We start from the raw sequence: 19,160 nt of genomic DNA, 5'->3' as shown, positions 1-19,160 counted from the left end.
TTCCTCAAAGGGATACATAAAAAGTAATTTTGATGGTTAACAAATGATTATTTGTATATGGATTGGAGGAAGTCATAATGAACAAACATGTAGAAAAAGCTATGGAGATAAGAAACGAGACACCGATGGTCAATAACTGTGCGCAGACCATTCTGCGGGCTTACGCGGATGAGCTCGGAATAACAGGAGATATGGCGGCAAAGCTCAGTGCTAATTTCGGTGGTGGCATGAAATGTGGTTCAACCTGCGGTGCGATCACAGGAGGACTTATGGTACTTGGCGCTTTGGGCGTTGAGAATCCATACGTGATAAATCAGTTCAGGCGCAGGATAGCAGATAACCACAACGGCATGACCGATTGTGCTGATCTGTTAAAGGCAAATGCCCAAAATGGCGGAATCAAGAAAGTGCACTGTGACGGCATGATCAGGGAGGCTATAGAGCTGATAGATGAACTGGTGAAGAGTGAATAAAATGTAACAAGAACAACGTGTTTACCTATCCTGGAGGAAAAAGGGATTCTGGAATGGAGGATGCAAGTAAATGAAAATAGACTACAGAAGACTTACAGAAAATGAACTTGATACATTTATAAATATGAGAATAAATCAGCTCAGGGAAGAGGGCGCAAAAGAAGAGATAGACCTGGTGCCAGCGCTTAAGGATTATTATACCCGCCATATGGCAGACGGAACATTTGTATCATGGCTGGCTTTTGACGGGGATGATATTATAGGGACAAGCGGTATGTCATTTGTGGAGAAACCGCCATATTTTGGATGCCCAAGTGGAAGAATTGGGTTGCTCTCCAGTATGTTTACCAACCCTAATTATAGAAGAAAGGGCATTGCAAAGGAACTGTTATCCCGTGTTGTAAATGATGCAAGGGATTATGGATGTGGAACGATACAGATCACGGCATCTGACATGGGTGTTAAATTGTATACGGATTTCGGATTTGTTCATAATGGTAATTTCATGCAGTATAAGCTGTAGTATATATGATGATAGAGCAAAGTTACATTTTGAGATCGCCCTGCCTATCACAGTGGGAGATAACGTCTGGATCGGAGCGAATGTTTCAGTGCTGCCGGAGTTACTTATCTTATGGCGAAGTTATAAGTAATTAGTATTGACACAGCAATAAACTCCTTTATAATAAATATTACAAATGTAATATTTATTATAAAGGAGTTTTAATATGATGAACTTATATTTTTTTATCTTGAAATACTACGTGTGTAATATATACAAGAAGTTATATTGTATGCTACTTTTGGTTGGCGTAGCCATATTGTTATGCAGTTGTTCCAATAAAAATGCAGTGGCAGACGCAGAGCGGACAGTTATTGATTTTAGTATATCTGATGAAAATCAGTTTATTGCAGATTTGGATGATATATATTCATCTTGTCAGGATATGAAATGCAAGACCGAGGAAGAAAAACTGAATCAGACTAGGACCGTAATAGAATCGATGGGAAGTAAGGGGTACATAGCTGTGGATGTGGAGAATCAGATCAATATGGCAAATGCAGAGAATGCGGAGATGTTTTTATCAGAGGTGGCTGAAAACAGAGATGCGGGATGTACAATACTGCAGGTCATGTATGATAAGTCCTTTGTAAGGTTTGATTTTAAATCAGGCGGTAACAATGTGATGATAACCAGGCGATTCTATGTGCGGGAGAATAACTGTTTTGTTGAGAAAAATGAAGAAAACTATAAGGCCTATACATGGAAATACACAGACGGATATCTATTTTTTGAGAGGTACAGGATGGGAGGATATGACGGAGATTCTGCGTATACGGCATTACGAGTTGAGCCTCTGGATGAGAAGTTAAGGGTACTTAACAGAAAGTATATCAAGACTATTGGATATGATTCGAATAATTTATTTACCACAAACTGGGATGAATCAGATATGAACAAAATAAATTATTACGATATCTATGAGGCATTTTACAAAATGAAATATGGTGTGTCCAGTCCCTATTCGGAGGAGGGGGTCACATATATGATAGAAGAAGAGTTATATGAGAAGGTGTTTCAGGAGTATTTGCCTGTGTCTACAGACGTACTTCAGCATGTCAATGTGTATGATGTGTCTAGACAAATGTATCAGTACAGAACGAGGGGGATGTTTGATCACAGTGCAACACCATTGGTTCCATTTCCAGAGGTAGTGGATGCTGAGCATAATGCTGACGGAACAATAACCCTCATAGTAAATGCTGTTTCGGAGAAGGATGAGAGTGGCAGATTATTTAAACATAAAGTTACAATAAAGGAGAAAGAAAATGATGGATTTGAGTATGTGTCAAATGATGTTCTGACGATGGGCAAAGAGGGGATATATTGGTACAGAGACAGGCTTTCTGATAAAGAGTGGCAGGAGCATTACTGAGATAAGACCATCACAATAAATCAGAATGGAAATGTTATTGCTGATAGTCTGTTATCCGATGACGAAATGGAGAATGTTAAAGTAAATATAATAGGAATATTGCAGTCAGATGCCATAAGAAAGTTGTATGAGGATGAAGATATTTCGGATAATAGTGATTTAATATATGGTGCAGTAGATATCTTAGGAAACAGTGGACTGATGTGTTTTTCTGATGATACCAATATGTATAATTATCAGCTATTTCAGTCATTTTATAGAAAATATACAGATGGTGGAGGGCGTGATTACATTTGCGTATATAGGGTAAACCGGGATGCAAGCGTGACGGAGATGACATTTGTGTATGATGACAGCCGGATACAGATGATTTTTAACACAGCAAAATTCGAGAATCATGACTGGAAGTTTATAGCGACTGGCATACAGGATTTAAAAGATATGAAACTCACACAAAAAGGCTACTTTATATATACATATTCAAATATAATAGCTCATGGTGGGCTGAAGGAGTATTTCAGAGTCAGTCCGTTGACGGATGAATGCAGGGAACTGACAAGAAAATATGTGTATGGGCTTAGTTATGTGAATTACAATATGCTTGTTATCGATTGGGATGAGTCAAATGCATCTGATATACTTGTGCCGTGTATGTTTGATGATATATACAGACTGTACACTGGTGAAAATCTGAAACCTGATGGTGGATGGATAGATGCAGACAAATATGAGTCTGTTATGTTGTCAATGTTCCCTGTCACTGTGACGGAGCTGAGGGATAAATGTGATTACAATCCAGAAAAAGATTCGTACAGATACCATGTCATCCTTGGAAAACAGTACCCACCATTCGGAGAGGTTGTGGACTATTCCTACAACGATGATGGAACTGTTTCGCTTATTGTTGATGCGGTGTGGGCTGACAAGGGATCGGACATTGCATTTAGAAATACACTTACAGTAAAACCGGAAGAAGATGGTACTTTCAAATATATGTCAAATCATATAGAGAAGATGGAATGTGACATACCGGTTTATTCTGACTGATATCCATAGGCATATATTCCAAGATCACGCAGTATTGACAGAGAGATCTTCGATGCGGAAAGTCCGTCCGCTGATAAAAACTGATTGTCATTTTCAGAAAGTGATATATTCGTGGCGAAAAAGTAATCATTATCATTAGATGTAATGAATCCAACGAACCAGCCGTTTATATTTACATCATCAATTCTGCCGGTACCTGTCTTGCCATACAGACTTTTTCCATCAGAGCTTGCTATAAACATGGACTCCATGACTGTATCCACATTTGCCTTAGACAAGTTCCAATCATTTTTTTTCAGGTGACATAGCAGTTCTACCTGCTCTACCGGGGATATAGTCAGAGAGGATTCCAGCCAGTAACAGTTCTGAGCTGAATTGATATTCTGATTTCCATATTCAATAAGACTGAGAAAATTTTTCACATCTGTGTGGTCCATGGCTGCATCCAGATTGTCAAAATACCAGTTTACAGATCCGGTCATGGCAGATCGAAGTGTCTGGTCTGTGTTCCAGGCATCAAAAGGGTAAGTGCTCCCATCCCAGCGCATAAATGAGTTGTCGGAAGTTATGATGCCATGTTCAAGAGCCATCACTGCGTCATATATTTTATATGTAGAATCCGGTGAAGTGCGGCATAGAGCTCTGTCCTGGTTATAGATAAACCATTTATCATTTCCTTTGTCGTACAGCACAAAACAGCCGTTGTAGCCAGAAAAGTAGCTGGATAGATCCAAGAATTCCAGATTCACTGGGGCAAAATCCTTGTATTGTGTATCATCCAGAGCATATACAGATAATGGCGCACATACAGTCATCAGCAATATGATAATGAAAAATGCATATATACATTTTCGTTTTTCTCTGTTGGTGACAGGGTTGAAATTAACAATAAGCTGAAGCCTTGTTTTAAGTAATTTTTTCCTGCTTTTGCTCTTGAATGATACCGATGATGAATTACTGGATCTGCTTGCAGCCGCACGGAGGATGGTCTGTCCATACTTCACAGCATAGCTTTGACCGAGGCACTGCAATACATCATTGTCACATGCTTTTTCTCTGTCATGTCTTGCTGTATGTAATGTGTATATAACAACAGGATTGAACCAATACAGTATGCAGAATATGCAGATAAACATATTCACGGCATTGTCTCTGCGTTTAAAATGTTGTAGTTCATGTAACAAAATATGTCTCAGGTCGGTTATTGTGTAATCGGATATGCAGTCGTTGATTTGCCGTGGAATATATATAACAGGGCGGAATACACCTACAATGACCGCTCCAGATAAAGCAGAGGAGTAATATAATTTCGGTTTGTATCTGCGCACATTGCAGAGCTCAAGGCATTCCGAATATATATTCAATATGACAGTATCGTCGGTGACTGGAACAGCAGATTTTTTCAGCTTGTATAGTGATATGCCTGACACTATTAAACGGATGGAAAATATGCAAACTCCGGAAAGCCATATAATAAAAAGGAGCTTTGGATATATTGTAGATGTACTGTTTACAGATATAGCAAAGTCGTTCATCCAGTTCCCATTTGATGAAGGGCTGGTATTGATAGGCACAGGAGTAACTGTATTTGCGGCAGAAGTACTTCTGTTAAATAATGATCGTATGAAACCTATGGCTTGGAATATAAATGAATTATTTACAGGGATAAATGGAATTACGAGAAGAAACAGCACAATATATATGGTGTTGTATTTGCCGTTACATGTTAGCTGTTTTCTGAACATAAATCGAACAAATATCAGTAGCAGCAGAGCGAAACTTATGGATATATTGCTGATAAAAAAATGTGTGAAAAATTCTGTCAAGCCTTATTTCCTCCCGGTGCCTTTTACATTTAATATGTCTTGAAGTTCCTTTATATCATCAGCACTAAGCTCATCACTATCCACAAACGCAGAAACCATGTCGCATATGTGTCCATTGAAAAACTTCTTTAGAAAAGATGAGCTTTCATGTTTTCGATATTCCTCCTGACTGATGACAGGGGAGTAGACGAACATGCGGCCCTTTTTCTCATAGGAGATGGCGGACTTATCAGAAAGTCTTTTGATGAGAGTCTGGATAGTCCTAGGATTCCATGAAGTGGTCTGCAACAGTTTGTCAGTAATGTCATTTGTGCTTATAGGGGCATATTTCCATATAACCTTCATAACTTCATATTCGGCTTCGGAAATCTGGGGAATGTGTTTCATAGATTATACTCCTTTAATACTACATTTGTAATAACAGTATAAAGATTATGGGGTGGGGTGTCAACCTTTGTCTATACATATGAGGAAACTCTCCAAAAAGGATTGTTTAGCAGAGTATATAATTTTCAAACACCGGGTAACATACTCATATACAGGCTAAGGAGGTATATGAGATGATATCACCAGACACAATAAAGCTGCTCAGGGAATGTGATGCCGGGATCAAGATGGGCGTTTTGTCTATTGATGAGGTGCTTGGGTATGTGCACGCGGCGAAGATGAAGAAGATACTTATAGAATGTAAGGAGGAGCACGATGCAATAAAACAGGAGATACAGAAGCTGCTGGATGAGTACCACGACGATGGCAAGGATCCAAATCCAATAGCCAAGAGCATGTCCTGGATCAAGACAAATGTGAAACTCATAGTGGATGAGTCTGACAATACCATAGCGGAGCTTATGACGGATGGCTGCAATATGGGTGTGAAGTCGCTGAATAAATATCTAAACGAATATAAGGCGGCGGATGACAGGGCGAAGGATAAGACGAAGAGACTCATAGAGCTTGAGAAGAAACTCTGCGAACAGATGCAGCCTTTTTTATAAGTGATTGTTGACTAAAAAAGTTTTATTAAATATACTTGTAAATATGAGAACCCAACATGTCTGTAGATGACGCGGATCATGTTGGGGATTTATTGTTTTAGGGGAACAGAAAAAAATGATATAAGAAGGAGAAGATATATGAACAGGCAGGTTTACAATCCCTTTTTGCCGCTGAATGAGTACATACCGGACGGCGAGCCGCATGTATGGGGCGACAGGGTTTATCATTATGGATCTCACGATAAGGAGGGCGGTTACACGTTCTGTATGCAGGATTATGTGGTGTACTCCGCGCCGGTAAAAGATCTGACAAGTTGGCGATGCGAGGGCGTTACATACAGGGCGAGTCAGGATCCGGCATACCCGGAGCTGAAGTATATGTACGCGCCAGATGTTGTGAGGGGGAATGATGGCAGATATTATCTGTATTATTGTATGGGTGGTGACTACGGTTACGGCGGATACACAGGGCCGATCAGTGTAGCTGTGTGTGATACGCCGGCGGGCAAATACGAATATCTTGGCCATGTGCAGTATAAGGACGGCACTGTGATGAAGAAGTACATTTGCTTTGATCCGGCAGCCATGAATGATGACGGAACCATCAGGATATTCTACGGAACCCAGTACGGATACGAGGAGGAGCCTGATTTTCTGACAAATGGCAGGCTGGATGATGAGGTATCTATGTTTGGAAGAACAAAGGAGGAGATACTTGGCTACAAGGACAGCATCATGGGACCGATCATGGTGGTGCTTGAGGACGATATGCTGACGGTCAAGGAAGAACCGAGGCACATCATTCCTTACGCTGTGAAGGGCACATCATTTGAGGAGCATCCATTTTTTGAGGGTTCATCCATGAGAAAGGTGGGAGACAAATACTACTTTGTTTATTCGTCATGGCAGAACCATGAGCTGTGCTATGCGGTGAGCGATTATCCGGATCACGGATTTACATTTGGTGGCACTATAGTGTCAAATGGCGATGTGGGATATAAGGGAAGAAGTTTCGAGAACAAGCTGAATATGACCGGAACCACGCACGGAAGTATAGAGTGCATAGATGGTCAGTGGTACGTGTTCTATCACAGGCTCACACATAAGTCGGACTACAGCAGACAGGCCTGTGCCGAGAAGATCTATATAGCTGCGGATGGACACATAGACCAGGTGGAGGTTACGAGCTGCGGACTGAACAATGGACCGCTTGTGGCAAATGGCACGTATCCAGCGGTGATAGCATGCAACCTGACAAATGGACATATGCCGCACGGCTCCAACAGTATATACACGATAGAATTCCCAAATGTGACGAACAAGGGTGAGGATAGATTTATTGCGGAGATAGAGGATGGAACACTCATAGGGTATAAGTATTTTGCGCTTGGGGGCAGCAGTACATTTGGCGTGAATGTCAGATATGAGACGGATGCCAACAAGGTGGTGTATGAGGGACCTGTCAGGGTAGACGAGAGATGCGAGAATCAGGAGCAGCTCAAGGATGCAAACGATCTGGCAGAGAATGTAGAAGGATACTTTGACATATGTGTGACAGAAGATAGTGAGAGTATCGGAAGAATAGATATACCTGTATCTGAAGATATCTCAGAGACAGAGTGGAGATGGTGCGAGAACAAAGTGGATTTCCCAGAGGGAGTCCACGCGGTGTATCTTGTATACCATGGCAGAATAAAGGTTCAATTAAAAGATATACGATTTAGGTAAAATATTGAAAGAAGAGGGAGAATTATGAAGAAGTCAAATGGTGCGGCACTGATACCGATATACGTCTTTCTTGTCCTGTATCTGGGACTTGGAATACTGTTTGAGTACGTGCTGAAGATCCCGATGGGATTTTACAATATTCCAATAGTGGTTGCCTTTATGGTGGCGATATTTGTGGCATGTCTGCAGAACAGAAAGGTAAGCTTTGATGAGAAGCTTCAGATCATGGCAAATGGACTTACAGACAAAAATATTATAACCATGCTGCTCATATTCCTGACGGCGGGAATATTTGTGGGAGTCGTGGGGCGGAGCAGTGCCGAGAGTGTGGCATACTTTATGCTGAGTATCATTCCGGCGAGATTTTCCGTGGCAGTTTTGTTCGTTGTAGCGTGCTTTGTCTCAACAGCTATGGGAACGTCTGTTGGAACAATAACACTTCTGACGCCTATAGGAGTTGCAGTTGCCGATGCGTCAGGATTTAATCTGCCGCTCTGTGTGGCGTCCATCATGGGCGGTGCGATGTTCGGAGATAACCTGTCGTTCATATCGGATACGACCATAGCAGCATGTAATGGTCAGGGGTGTGCCATGAAAGATAAGTTCAGGGCAAACTTCTGGATAGCATTTCCTGCAGCGATTGTGACGCTCATAGTAATCTTGGTTAAGTCATTCAATACTGAGATAGGCGGAGTAGTACAACATGATTATAATATGATACAGATCATACCTTATGTTCTGGTACTCATAGGAGGAATAGTGGGATTTAATGTGTTTGTAGTCCTGATAGTTGGAATCGTGTCAGGCTCCATCATCATGCTTGCCACAGGGCAGACGGCAGCAGTGGATCTCCTGACGAATATGGGAAGCGGTGCAGCGGGAATGTTCGAGACGAGTATGGTAGCTGTACTTGTGGCTGCCATGTGTTCACTCATCAGAGAGTATGGCGGGTTTGAGGCGCTGCTTTCGGCTATAAAGAAGGTGTTCAAGGGTGACAAGGGAGGCCAGCTCGGAATCGGACTTCTGGTTGGAGCCATGGACATAGCCACAGCCAACAATACGGTCGCGATAGTCATGGCAAATCCGATAGCAAAGGAGATGGCAGAGGATTATGGTATATCCCCGAAGAGAGCAGCGTCACTGCTTGATACATTTTCATGCATATTCCAGGGAATCATTCCTTACGGTGCCCAGATGCTGGTTGCAATATCAGCGGTGTCGGAGCTGGGACATGAGATATCAGCATTCCAGATAATCCCAAATCTGTTTTATCCAATACTTCTTCTTGTAAGTTCACTTGTTTGGATGCTTATAAGAAGTGATGACAAACCACATCTGGCAAAGAGACGGTAAAGAATATAAATATGCGTTATTTCGTAATATAATAAACAAATATTCAAAAAACACGCAAAAGAACAAGAAAAATGTTGAAAATGCGTGTTTTTTCGTTTTTATTTAAGAATTTTTATGCTATAATTTACACTTGTGAATTATAAATAAAAAATAGGAGGAGTAACATGGACGCATTCACAAACTTTTTAGGCAAAGTTGATGATATTGTCTGGGGCTTGCCACTCATAATACTCATCATCGTCTGCGGAATCTATCTGACGATCAGACTTAAGTTCCTTCAGATAGTTCATCTGCCAAAGGCACTGAGATTCATGATTAAGAATGAGGAAGACGGTACAGGAGAGGTGACGAGCTTTGGCGCGTTATGTACAGCACTTTCAGCAACTATCGGTACAGGTAATATCGTAGGAGTAGCAACAGCTATAGGTATCCTTGCCGGTGGTCCCGGAGCACTTTTCTGGATGTGGATCGCAGCGCTTTTTGGAATGGCAACAAAGTATTCAGAGGGACTGCTTGCTGTAAAGTACAGAAAGATTGACGAGGATGGACACGTTCTCGGAGGACCTTTCTATTACATTGAGAGCGGTATGGGTCACAAGTGGAGGTGGCTTGCAAAGATATTTGCATTCTTCGGAGCATGCGTAGGTCTTATGGGTATCGGTACATTTACACAGGTAAATGGTATTGCTTCTGCAGTTCAGGCTTTCTTTGATCCTGACAAGGCAAATACAGTATCAATCTTTGGAAATGACTACTCAATAGCCATCGTCATCTCAGCATTTATTCTTGCAATCCTTGTAGGACTTGTTGTAATCGGTGGAATCCAGAGAATATCAAAGGTTTCTCAGATTATAGTACCATTCATGGCAGTTCTCTACATCGTGGTGTGTCTGGTTCTTATCATAGTTAATATAAATAAAGTTCCAGCTGCATTTGAAACAATAGTCAAGTGCGCATTTAAGCCTATGTCATTTGCAGGTGGTGTTACAGCAAGTCTTGCAATAGCCATGCAGAAGGGTGTTGCACGTGGTATCTTCTCGAATGAGGCTGGTCTTGGTTCTGCACCTATCGCAGCAGCAGCAGCTCAGACAAAGGAGCCTGTTCGTCAGGGACTTGTAACAATGACAGGTACATTTATTGATACTATCATCGTATGTACAATGACAGGTCTTTCAATCGTTATGATGGGAAGCTGGCAGGATGGCAGCCTTGAGGGAATCGCAGTCACAACTGATGCATTCCAGAAGGGACTTTTCTTTATGCCAGGTCAGGTTGCAGCATTCATCCTGATGATCTGCCTTGTATTCTTCGCATTTACAACTATCCTTGGTTGGGACTATTATGGTGAGAGGTGTCTTGAGTACCTCACAAACGGCAGCAAGGTCTCAGTTCAGATCTATCGTTGGTTATACATACTTTGCGTATTTATCGGACCATACATGACAGTTAAGGCTGTATGGACTATCGCTGATATATTTAACGGACTTATGGCGATTCCGAATATCATAGCATTGCTTGCACTCAGCAGTGTGGTTGTGGCAGAGACAAAGGATTACTTTGCACGTCACAAGGAACTGTAGGGCTCAATAGAAGTAAATATTTATAATAATTGGATGAACACCTACCAGCAGTCAGACAAAATTTTGTCTGGCTGCTTTTTTATTTGCGGGAGTTTTTTTGATTTATAAAGCAATAACAGTTGACAATAAAGTTAGTAGCGGCTAACATTGTGGTTGTTAAGAGAATTGGATCAGGGGGATGTAACAAATGAAAGGTTCTGAAACTATAAAAGAAACACTGCACAAGGCGGATTGTGTCTTATATCCGGTTGGTGACAGAAGAGATAAAGTTGTCATTGTGTTATCAGGCAGCGAGGGCGGTCTGGAGTATACAGGAAAATGGAGGAAAAAGTTGTGAAAAAACAGTTTTTTGAGATCGAGAAGGATGGGTTCTACGGAACATACTACGAGAATCCAAATGGGGCTGACTGTGCATTCATAGGACTGTTTGGAGACGATCCGAATGATTTTATGGCGAAGTGCGGAGCAAAGTGGCTGCACAAAAATGGTGTGAACGCACTCTGCATATCTCCTGGAAAGAAGAATTACAGCCATGTAAATAATCCGCTTGAGAGAATAGAGTCGGCTATTGCATGGCTGAAAAGTCATGGAAACCGGAAAATAGGCATCATGGGAATGAGTACGGCTGGAATGGATTCCATTGTTGCGGCATCGTATTTTCCTGATATCACATTGACATTTGGACTTACGGCAAGTGACTTTGTATGGCAGGGATTTGAACAGGGCAAAAAAGACGGATGTAAGGAATGGCCGATACCGGGTGCATCGACTCTTTCGTGGAGAGGCGAGCCTCTTGCTTATATGCCATTTGTGTATGAGCATCCTGTGTACTGGCAGAAAATCGAGGAGGAGACAAAGGGCTCCGGCGACATTGAGCGCAGTACCTGTCTGTTTATCGATTCGGAGAAGGCCAGAGAACACACAGAAGAGGAAATGATCAAGGTCGAGAACATAAGGGGAAAGCTGTTTTTGATTGGTGCAGACGACGACTCGTTCTGGGAGGCGGGCAAATACATCCGCAGAATGGATCAGCGACTGAAGGAGCGTCCACATACATGTGAGTATGTGCCGCTTGTGTATGAGCATGGAACTCATTTTGTTCTGCCGGAATCGATGCTTCGTATGGCGCTTCCGGTTGGACTGAAATTTGTCATGAAGTTTATATTCAAGGCTGCAAAGGATTATCCAAATGAGTGCGAGGCGACGAGAAAGGATATAGACAGAAGACTCTCAGCCGCACTTAAGGAATGGATACAGGAATAAAAAGGGCAGGCGATTAAAATGTTGAAATATGGAATGTATGCAAAAGCTGTGGAACTGCTGTGTTTTAAGCAGGCACTTGCAAGGCTTGCGCAGATATATCCTGATATGGACATGAAGAGATATAAAAGATCCGTGAAGAGAGAGTACAAGGAGATGCTTCTCAGAACTCCCGATATAGGTGGAAGCTCACTGGAGATGAACCTGTATATCGCAGCATTTGTATTTTCACTGCACAAGGCAGAGCCGGATAGGATCACACCTGAAGTTGTGGATGAGATGGTCACTGCGGTGTTCGATTCGCCTTTCATGGTGAAGGCGCATGAGAACAAGAAGTGTACGCTCTTCACTGACAATGTTCAGGACAAAAAGGTGCAGGAGAGCATAGCAAGCCAGACATCAAAGTATGAGCTTGACTGGAAATTCCGCTATGAGAAAGGTGTCGACGAATTCTATAACACTTATACGGAATGTGGAATATTTTCATCATGATCTAAAGAAAGAATATGGTATGAGGAAGGAAAAATACAATGACTATCCATGAGTTCGGAAAAGAGAATAAAGAAACGATAATATTGATACATCCATCTGTTGTGAAGTGGGATTACTTTGAGAATGTAATTCCTCTGTTAGAAAAGAATTATCATCTGCTGGTTCCGGCACTTCCGGGTTATGATTTTGACAATGACAATGACTTTACAAGCGTGGAGCAGATTGCATCAGACTTAAATAACTGGATCAAGGCGAAGGGATTCACGGAGATATATGCTGTATATGGCTGTTCTATGGGCGGTTCCGTTGCGCTTATGGTTGCGCTGGGACAGAAGGTTAGAATACAGCATTGTGTAATAGACGGCGGAATCACACCGTATCAGTTGCCATGGATCGTGACACGCTTTATTGCGCTCAAGGATTATCTAATGATGATGATAGGCAGAGCAGGCGGTGTGGCTTTGCTGGAAAAGGCATTTGCTACAGACGACTATTCCAAGGAAGATCTGCAGTATGTTGCGGATGTTCTGAGACATTGCAGCAGCAAAACACTGTGGCGAACATTTGAATCGTGCAATAACTATAAGGTGCCGGATCCTGTTCCGAAGATTGATACGCACATCCATTATTGGTACGCAAAGAATGAAGAAAAAGAGCGGAAAAATGATATAGCGTATATCAGGCGCAGGCTACCTCAGACGGAGTTTGAAGTATTACCGGAACTCGGACACGGCGGACTTGTCTTACTCAGGCCTGAGTTGTTTGAGGAAATGATGAGCAAGTTTCAGTGAGATATGGAAAATATGAGTTAATATACGTTTGACATGAAGGGGGTGGAGAATGCTAATATAATATCAAAAGGTGCAACCGATAGACGGTTAGCCCTGATATTATTGGATACAAAAGTAACCGCTAAAGTTTGTTAGGACTGGGCGGTTATTTTTGTGTCTTATCATTGCTCTTAGAGCCAACGGCATAATCAAGAGCAAAGCAAGTGATGCATAAAGCTGATTATGGCTATAAACTCCTGTGATGAAGGCTAACCGCCTACCGAATAGGGTAGCACCGCATATATCACATCAAACAAATGTTCGACTCTCAGTGTAGGTAGTTTGGCGAGAAGGGTAGCTTGGAGAGAAGTGTAATCAATAAAAAGCGCATAATATTTTCGCAAATTAAAATAAAACCGGGAAAAGGATACAAAGACATTAGAAATTGTATCCTTTTCCTGGTTTTTGTCATTTTAGATAAAATTTTATGCACTTTTGAATGCTGAGAGGTCTTGCTGGCCAACAAATTGTAAACTAGAGCAAGCCTCTAGTCCTTTAACTGGCAATCCGGGCTACCTGAGCGGCAAAGCCGCCCGCGCCCGATATTACTCAGCGTCCTTTATCTCACTGTGAAGCTCCTGCAGTGACTTCACATCGCTGTCGCCATGCGCCTGAACGTACAGGATACCCTTTGCGGTTGCTCTTGCGCCTGCAATTGTAGTCACATAAGGAATCTTTGCCTTGATGGCAGCCTTTCTGAGGTAACTGTCGTCGTGGGCACTTTCCTTACCGCTCGGAGAATTGATTATCAGGTCTATAGAGCCATTTGTTATAAGGTCATTGATGTTTGGTCTGCCCTCCTGGAGCTTTTTGACTTTCTCAGCTTTTACTCCGGCAGCCGTAATTATGGCATATGTTCCGCTTGTAGCAAGGATCTTGAAACCAGCTTTCTCGAAGAGCTGAGCGATCTCGATAACCTCATCCTTGTCCTTTCTGTTTACAGAGATCAGGACAGTTCCGCTTGTAGGAAGGAGAGTCTGTGTAGCCTCCTGAGCCTTGTAGAATGCCTCTCCGTAGTAGGTTGAAAGTCCGAGAACCTCACCTGTAGATCTCATCTCAGGTCCTAAGATTGGGTCAACCTCTGGGAACATGTTGAATGGGAATACAGCCTCCTTAACTCCGTAATATGGTATGTGCTGCTCCTTGAGAGCTGGAACAGGAGATGGTCTTCCTGTGAGCTCTGATGTGATGATATCAGTAGCGATAGGAACCATGCGCACGTTACATACCTTTGATACGAGAGGTACTGTACGGGATGCTCTAGGATTTGCCTCAAGAACATATACCTTGCCTTTCTCAATAGCGTACTGCATGTTCATAAGACCTACGACATGCATCTCCTCAGCGATCTTCTTTGTATATTCTTTGATAGTAGCAACATTCTCAGCAGTGATGTGTACTGAAGGAATGATGCAGGCTGAATCACCTGAGTGAACTCCGGCAAGCTCGATGTGCTCCATAACGGCAGGAACAAATGCGTGAGTTCCGTCGCTTATGGCATCTGCCTCACACTCAAGGGCGTGATTCAGGAATCTGTCTATAAGTATAGGTCTGTCAGGTGTGACACCAACGGCAGCTCTCATATATCCGTCAAGGCTCTCATCATCGTATACGACCTCCATACCACGTCCACCGAGAACGTATGATGGACGGACCATGACTGGATAGCCAATCTTGTGAGCAATCTCAAGTGCCTCGTCAACAGTAGTAGCCATACCAGATTCTGGCATAGGTATCTCAAGTTTATCCATCATCTCACGGAAGAGATCTCTGTCCTCTGCAAGATCGATGACAGCAGGAGATGTACCGAGGATCTTTACGCCGTTCTTCTCAAGGTCAGAAGCAAGGTTAAGAGGCGTCTGACCGCCGAACTGTGCGATGACGCCCACTGGCTTTTCCTTGTTGTAAATGCTGAGAACATCCTCAAGTGTAAGTGGCTCAAAGTAGAGCTTATCTGATGTATCATAGTCAGTTGAAACAGTCTCTGGATTACAGTTTACTATGATAGTCTCAAATCCGAGCTTCTTAAGTGCCAGTGATGCATGTACGCAGCAGTAGTCAAACTCGATACCCTGACCGATTCTGTTAGGACCTCCGCCGAGGATCATAACCTTTGGCTTGTTCTCATTTATCGGATTGCTGTCAGGTGCATTGTATGTGGAGTAGTAGTAAGCGCTGTCCTTTGTTCCACTTACGTGTACGCCTTCCCATGCCTCTGTCACGCCGAGCTCGATTCTCTTATTTCTGATGTCCTCCTCAGGAATCTCAAGGATCTGGCTGAGGTATCTGTCTGAGAAACCGTCCTTCTTTGCAGTGGTAAGAGCCTCGTCGGATGGGAGAGTACCCTTGTGTGCTGCGAGAGCTTCCTCTTCCTCAACAAGTTCCTTCATCTGCTCAACGAAGTAGTGCTTAACCTTTGTTATATCAAATATCTCATCTACTGTAGCACCCTTTCTGAGCGCCTCGTACATTATGAAATGTCTGTCGCTTGATGGATGTGCGAGCATGCGCAATAGTTCATCCTTGCTCTTTGTATTGTAGTCCTTGGCGTAGCCGAGACCGTATCTTCCTGTCTCAAGGCTTCGGATAGCCTTCTGGAAAGCCTCTTTGTAGGTCTTACCGATACTCATGACCTCACCTACGGCACGCATCTGTGTTCCAAGCTTGTCCTCGACACCCTTGAACTTTTCAAATGCCCAGCGTGCAAACTTGATAACCACATAGTCACCGTCAGGAACGTATTTGTCCAGTGTGCCATACTTACCGCACTCGATATCCTTGAGGGTAAGTCCTGTTGCCAGCATGGCTGACACAAGGGCAATAGGGAATCCTGTAGCCTTTGATGCCAGAGCAGAAGAACGGGATGTTCTAGGGTTGATCTCGATTACGATGATTCTGTCAGATACAGGGTCATGTGCGAACTGTACATTTGTTCCACCGATGACCTCAACAGAGTCAACGATCTTGTATGCCTGCTCCTGAAGTCTCTTCTGAACGTCCTCAGAGATTGTGAGCATAGGAGCGGAGCAGAATGAATCACCTGTGTGTACGCCGAGAGGATCGATGTTCTCGATGAAACATACAGTGATCATATTGCCTTCGCAGTCACGTACAACTTCAAGCTCAAGCTCCTCCCATCCGAGGATTGACTCCTCAACGAGGACCTGACCTACAAGGCTGGCCTGGAGACCTCTTGCACAGACAGTTTTGAGCTCCTCCTTGTTGTATACGAGTCCGCCGCCGGCACCGCCCATGGTGTATGCAGGACGAAGAACAACAGGGTATCCGAGCTGATCTGCGATGGCGAGAGCCTCATCTACAGAGTAGGCAACCTCGCTTCTTGCCATTTCTATTCCGATTGCGTTCATGGATTTCTTGAATTCGATTCTGTCCTCACCGCGCTCAATGGCATCTACCTGAACACCGATGACCTTGACATTGTATTTGGCTAAGATGCCTTCTTTTGCAAGTTCAGCACAAAGGTTAAGTCCTGACTGTCCTCCGAGATTTGGAAGAAGAGCGTCAGGTCTCTCTTTTGCAATTATCTGCTCAAGTCTCTTGACATTGAGCGGCTCAATGTATGTGACATCAGCTGTCTCAGGATCTGTCATGATGGTAGCAGGGTTGGAATTGACCAATACGATCTCGTAACCAAGCTTCTTAAGGGCCTTGCACGCCTGAGTACCTGAGTAGTCGAACTCACATGCCTGACCGATGATGATTGGACCAGATCCTATTATCAGAACTTTGTTAATGTCTTCTCTTTTTGGCATATCTTTCTCCTTATTGTAAAATGATTCTTGTTCAGAGCGAGAGCACTGAAAACTACATGAAATCACACAAAATAAAGAAGTATTTTAATGTGATTTTAAACATTGCCGGACATCGTTTATTTTCTTTTATAAAAATGCCCAAATTATTGTCATTATAAAGTATAAGAGCCCAAAAGTACATAGCTAATAAGGAAATAAATTGAAAAAATGAACTGAAATATGAAATGGATCAAGAATTGAATTGGAAAGTACGTATGAATATATAGTAAAAATTATGAATGGCATGGAATTTTTTATAAAAAATCCGGCACATATGAAAAAACACACATGCCGGATAAAATGTCTTATAACACTTTTGAAAGGAAATCCTTAAGTCTAGGATTCTTAGGGTTGCCGAAGAATTCCTCCGGTGTACCGGATTCTAGAATCTGTCCGTCGTCAATAAATACGACCTTATTGGCAACCTCCCTGGCAAATCCCATCTCATGGGTAACAATGATCATTGTCATGCCTTCATCTGCAAGAGCCTTCATGAGATCAAGAACCTCGCCGACCATCTCAGGGTCGAGAGCTGAGGTTGGCTCATCAAACAGAATGACATCAGGATTCATGGCAAGCGCACGGACGATGGCAACACGCTGTTTCTGGCCGCCTGAGAGAGTAGATGGATATACATCCGCCTTGTCCTCCAGACCGATCCTCTTCAGGAGTTCCTCCGCCTTTGCATGTGCCTCGGCAATGATCTCTGATTTTGTTGTTGTTATTTCCTGCTTTGTCTGCTTTTCCTTGCGGAAGAGATTGGTGACAGGAAGCAGAAGATTATGCCGCTTTGCCTTTTTCAAATCCTGACATCTGACATAGACAGGAGCAAGCATGATATTCTGTATAACAGTCTTGTTGTTATACAGATTGAAATGCTGGAAAACCATACCCATATGACGGCGGTGTATGTTGATATCAACCTTAGGGTCTGCTATATCAACACCATTGAATATAATCTGGCCGCCGGTAGGGTCTTCCATACAGTTCAAACAGCGAAGAAATGTACTTTTACCAGAACCTGAGGGACCGATAACAACCATTATATCGCCTTTGTCTATGGTGATATTGATGCCGTTTAAGACTTTGTTATCACCGAAGCTTTTTTCAAGATTAATGACGTCTATCACTCTTTCTCAGGCTCCTTTCCATTAATTTGATTCCCAGGCTGATGAGAAGCACCATCACGATGTAGATAAGTGCCATGACCAGATAAGGGACCATGAATTCGTAGCTGTTACTTCCGATGTAGTTGAATGCAACGTAGAGATCAGTTGCTCCGACAAAACTTACAACTGAAGTCTCCTTTATTAAAGAAATAAATTCATTTCCAAGGGTTGGCAGAATATTCTTGACTGCCTGAGGTATAACGATTTTGAGCATGGTAGTCGAAAAACTGAGTCCCATGGCACGTCCACCTTCCATCTGACCTGGATCAACGGAGAGTATACCACCACGCATGATCTCTGAGATGTAGGCACCGCTGTTGAGTCCGAATACAAGCATAGCCACCTGAACTCCTGTCATGTGTCCTCCCACTATAGGAAGAAGAACATAGTAGAAGAGAAGAAGCTGTACAACCATAGGTGTTCCACGGAAGAAACCTACATATACACTGCAGATCGCATCCAGAACCCTAGGCAGACGCTTGTACTTTGGAATTACCCTGACGGTAGCAATGAGGGTACCGATTATTATACCGATGATAAGACCGGCAATGGCTATTATCACAGTATTCTTCAGACCCTCGACTACCTTAACATACCCGTTGTTGTCGATGAATATTTCTATGAACTTTTGTATTTTTGTAGAAATGTCTCCCATGAA

17 protein-coding genes are annotated in these 19,160 nt (G+C 42.8%); 12 read left to right on the top strand and 5 right to left on the bottom strand.

Features of this window, described 5'->3' with window-relative positions; all coding sequences use genetic code 11:
- Positions 1 to 77: 77 nt before the first annotated feature.
- The 4 genes from GT575_RS10440 (at position 78) to GT575_RS10425 (ending at position 3,457) form a co-directional block, all read left to right on the top strand.
- Positions 78 to 473, top strand: coding sequence for a C-GCAxxG-C-C family protein (locus GT575_RS10440; protein WP_055272822.1), 396 nt, complete (start codon positions 78 to 80; stop codon positions 471 to 473).
- A gap of 70 nt (positions 474 to 543) precedes the next feature.
- The gene (locus GT575_RS10435) at positions 544 to 996 is read left to right on the top strand and encodes a GNAT family N-acetyltransferase (RefSeq protein WP_015535041.1); all 453 of its coding nucleotides are present in this window, start codon (positions 544 to 546) and stop codon (positions 994 to 996) included.
- A 271-nt stretch (positions 997 to 1,267) separates the two neighbouring features.
- The gene (locus tag GT575_RS10430) at positions 1,268 to 2,410 is read left to right on the top strand and encodes a DUF6070 family protein (protein ID WP_161171956.1); all 1,143 of its coding nucleotides are present in this window, start codon (positions 1,268 to 1,270) and stop codon (positions 2,408 to 2,410) included.
- A 66-nt stretch (positions 2,411 to 2,476) separates the two neighbouring features.
- Positions 2,477 to 3,457 carry a DUF6070 family protein gene (locus tag GT575_RS10425; RefSeq protein ID WP_161171955.1) on the top strand — a complete coding sequence of 327 codons (981 nt, stop codon included), beginning with the start codon at positions 2,477 to 2,479 and terminating at the stop codon, positions 3,455 to 3,457.
- Here the strand turns inward: GT575_RS10425 and GT575_RS10420 are convergent.
- Both GT575_RS10420 and GT575_RS10415 read right to left on the bottom strand, forming a co-directional pair.
- Positions 3,445 to 5,283 carry a BlaR1 family beta-lactam sensor/signal transducer gene (locus tag GT575_RS10420; RefSeq protein WP_161171954.1) on the bottom strand — a complete coding sequence of 613 codons (1,839 nt, stop codon included), beginning with the start codon at positions 5,281 to 5,283 and terminating at the stop codon, positions 3,445 to 3,447. The genes GT575_RS10425 and GT575_RS10420 overlap by 13 nt on opposite strands.
- Positions 5,284 to 5,286: 3 nt before the next feature.
- Positions 5,287 to 5,670, bottom strand: a complete 384-nt coding sequence (locus GT575_RS10415; protein WP_118649184.1) for a BlaI/MecI/CopY family transcriptional regulator — start codon at positions 5,668 to 5,670, stop codon at positions 5,287 to 5,289.
- Between the two features lie 173 nt (positions 5,671 to 5,843).
- Here GT575_RS10415 and GT575_RS10410 point away from each other — a divergent pair, with 173 nt between their 5' ends.
- The 8 genes from GT575_RS10410 to GT575_RS10380 all read left to right on the top strand — a co-directional run bounded on the left by GT575_RS10410 (position 5,844) and on the right by GT575_RS10380 (position 13,482).
- Complete coding sequence (locus GT575_RS10410; RefSeq protein WP_161171953.1) at positions 5,844 to 6,278, top strand: hypothetical protein; 435 nt, start codon at positions 5,844 to 5,846, stop codon at positions 6,276 to 6,278.
- A gap of 138 nt (positions 6,279 to 6,416) precedes the next feature.
- Positions 6,417 to 8,006 carry a family 43 glycosylhydrolase gene (locus GT575_RS10405; protein WP_161171952.1) on the top strand — a complete coding sequence of 530 codons (1,590 nt, stop codon included), beginning with the start codon at positions 6,417 to 6,419 and terminating at the stop codon, positions 8,004 to 8,006.
- Between the two features lie 24 nt (positions 8,007 to 8,030).
- On the top strand, positions 8,031 to 9,359 hold the full coding sequence (locus tag GT575_RS10400) for a Na+/H+ antiporter NhaC family protein (RefSeq protein WP_161171951.1): 1,329 nt from the start codon (positions 8,031 to 8,033) through the stop codon (positions 9,357 to 9,359).
- A gap of 164 nt (positions 9,360 to 9,523) precedes the next feature.
- Entirely contained in the window at positions 9,524 to 10,939 is a 1,416-nt protein-coding gene (locus GT575_RS10395; protein WP_022216350.1) for an alanine/glycine:cation symporter family protein, read from the top strand.
- A 187-nt stretch (positions 10,940 to 11,126) separates the two neighbouring features.
- Positions 11,127 to 11,276, top strand: coding sequence for a hypothetical protein (locus GT575_RS14945; protein ID WP_015535036.1), 150 nt, complete (start codon positions 11,127 to 11,129; stop codon positions 11,274 to 11,276).
- Positions 11,273 to 12,202: an acyl-CoA thioester hydrolase/BAAT C-terminal domain-containing protein gene (locus tag GT575_RS10390; protein ID WP_022216353.1), complete on the top strand. Its 930-nt coding sequence runs from the start codon at positions 11,273 to 11,275 to the stop codon at positions 12,200 to 12,202. Before GT575_RS14945 ends, GT575_RS10390 begins: the two co-directional genes overlap by 4 nt.
- An 18-nt stretch (positions 12,203 to 12,220) precedes the next feature.
- The gene (locus GT575_RS10385) at positions 12,221 to 12,691 is read left to right on the top strand and encodes an L-2-amino-thiazoline-4-carboxylic acid hydrolase (protein WP_161171950.1); all 471 of its coding nucleotides are present in this window, start codon (positions 12,221 to 12,223) and stop codon (positions 12,689 to 12,691) included.
- 38 nt (positions 12,692 to 12,729) lie between these two features.
- Entirely contained in the window at positions 12,730 to 13,482 is a 753-nt protein-coding gene (locus tag GT575_RS10380; protein WP_004853039.1) for an alpha/beta fold hydrolase, read from the top strand.
- 584 nt (positions 13,483 to 14,066) lie between these two features.
- On the opposite strand, the gene carB is transcribed toward GT575_RS10380, so the two are convergent.
- From carB to GT575_RS10365, 3 genes are all read right to left on the bottom strand, one after another.
- Positions 14,067 to 17,294: a carbamoyl-phosphate synthase large subunit gene (gene carB, locus GT575_RS10375; protein WP_161171949.1), complete on the bottom strand. Its 3,228-nt coding sequence runs from the start codon at positions 17,292 to 17,294 to the stop codon at positions 14,067 to 14,069.
- A gap of 344 nt (positions 17,295 to 17,638) precedes the next feature.
- Positions 17,639 to 18,463 carry an amino acid ABC transporter ATP-binding protein gene (locus GT575_RS10370; protein ID WP_004853032.1) on the bottom strand — a complete coding sequence of 275 codons (825 nt, stop codon included), beginning with the start codon at positions 18,461 to 18,463 and terminating at the stop codon, positions 17,639 to 17,641.
- On the bottom strand, positions 18,447 to 19,157 hold the full coding sequence (locus GT575_RS10365; RefSeq protein WP_004853031.1) for an amino acid ABC transporter permease: 711 nt from the start codon (positions 19,155 to 19,157) through the stop codon (positions 18,447 to 18,449). The genes GT575_RS10370 and GT575_RS10365 overlap by 17 nt, the downstream gene beginning before the upstream one ends.
- Positions 19,158 to 19,160 lie beyond the last annotated feature (3 nt).

Origin of the sequence: Coprococcus sp. BIOML-A2 (assembly GCF_009875795.1) — a bacterium.
Lineage (GTDB): Bacteria > Bacillota > Clostridia > Lachnospirales > Lachnospiraceae > Coprococcus > Coprococcus aceti.
Note: the sequence above shows the minus strand (reverse complement) of the source record. Positions and strands in the feature narration are given on the sequence as shown.

Coding starts and splice junctions, on each gene's coding strand:
- GT575_RS10440 (WP_055272822.1), top strand. CDS start 78: ATGAACAAACATGTAGAAAAAGCTATGGAGATAAGAAACGAGACACCG.
- GT575_RS10435 (WP_015535041.1), top strand. CDS start 544: ATGAAAATAGACTACAGAAGACTTACAGAAAATGAACTTGATACATTT.
- GT575_RS10430 (WP_161171956.1), top strand. CDS start 1,268: ATGCTACTTTTGGTTGGCGTAGCCATATTGTTATGCAGTTGTTCCAAT.
- GT575_RS10425 (WP_161171955.1), top strand. CDS start 2,477: ATGGAGAATGTTAAAGTAAATATAATAGGAATATTGCAGTCAGATGCC.
- GT575_RS10415 (WP_118649184.1), bottom strand. CDS start 5,670: ATGAAACACATTCCCCAGATTTCCGAAGCCGAATATGAAGTTATGAAG.
- GT575_RS10410 (WP_161171953.1), top strand. CDS start 5,844: ATGATATCACCAGACACAATAAAGCTGCTCAGGGAATGTGATGCCGGG.
- GT575_RS10405 (WP_161171952.1), top strand. CDS start 6,417: ATGAACAGGCAGGTTTACAATCCCTTTTTGCCGCTGAATGAGTACATA.
- GT575_RS10400 (WP_161171951.1), top strand. CDS start 8,031: ATGAAGAAGTCAAATGGTGCGGCACTGATACCGATATACGTCTTTCTT.
- GT575_RS10395 (WP_022216350.1), top strand. CDS start 9,524: ATGGACGCATTCACAAACTTTTTAGGCAAAGTTGATGATATTGTCTGG.
- GT575_RS14945 (WP_015535036.1), top strand. CDS start 11,127: ATGAAAGGTTCTGAAACTATAAAAGAAACACTGCACAAGGCGGATTGT.
- GT575_RS10385 (WP_161171950.1), top strand. CDS start 12,221: ATGTTGAAATATGGAATGTATGCAAAAGCTGTGGAACTGCTGTGTTTT.
- GT575_RS10380 (WP_004853039.1), top strand. CDS start 12,730: ATGACTATCCATGAGTTCGGAAAAGAGAATAAAGAAACGATAATATTG.
- carB (WP_161171949.1), bottom strand. CDS start 17,294: ATGCCAAAAAGAGAAGACATTAACAAAGTTCTGATAATAGGATCTGGT.
- GT575_RS10365 (WP_004853031.1), bottom strand. CDS start 19,157: ATGGGAGACATTTCTACAAAAATACAAAAGTTCATAGAAATATTCATC.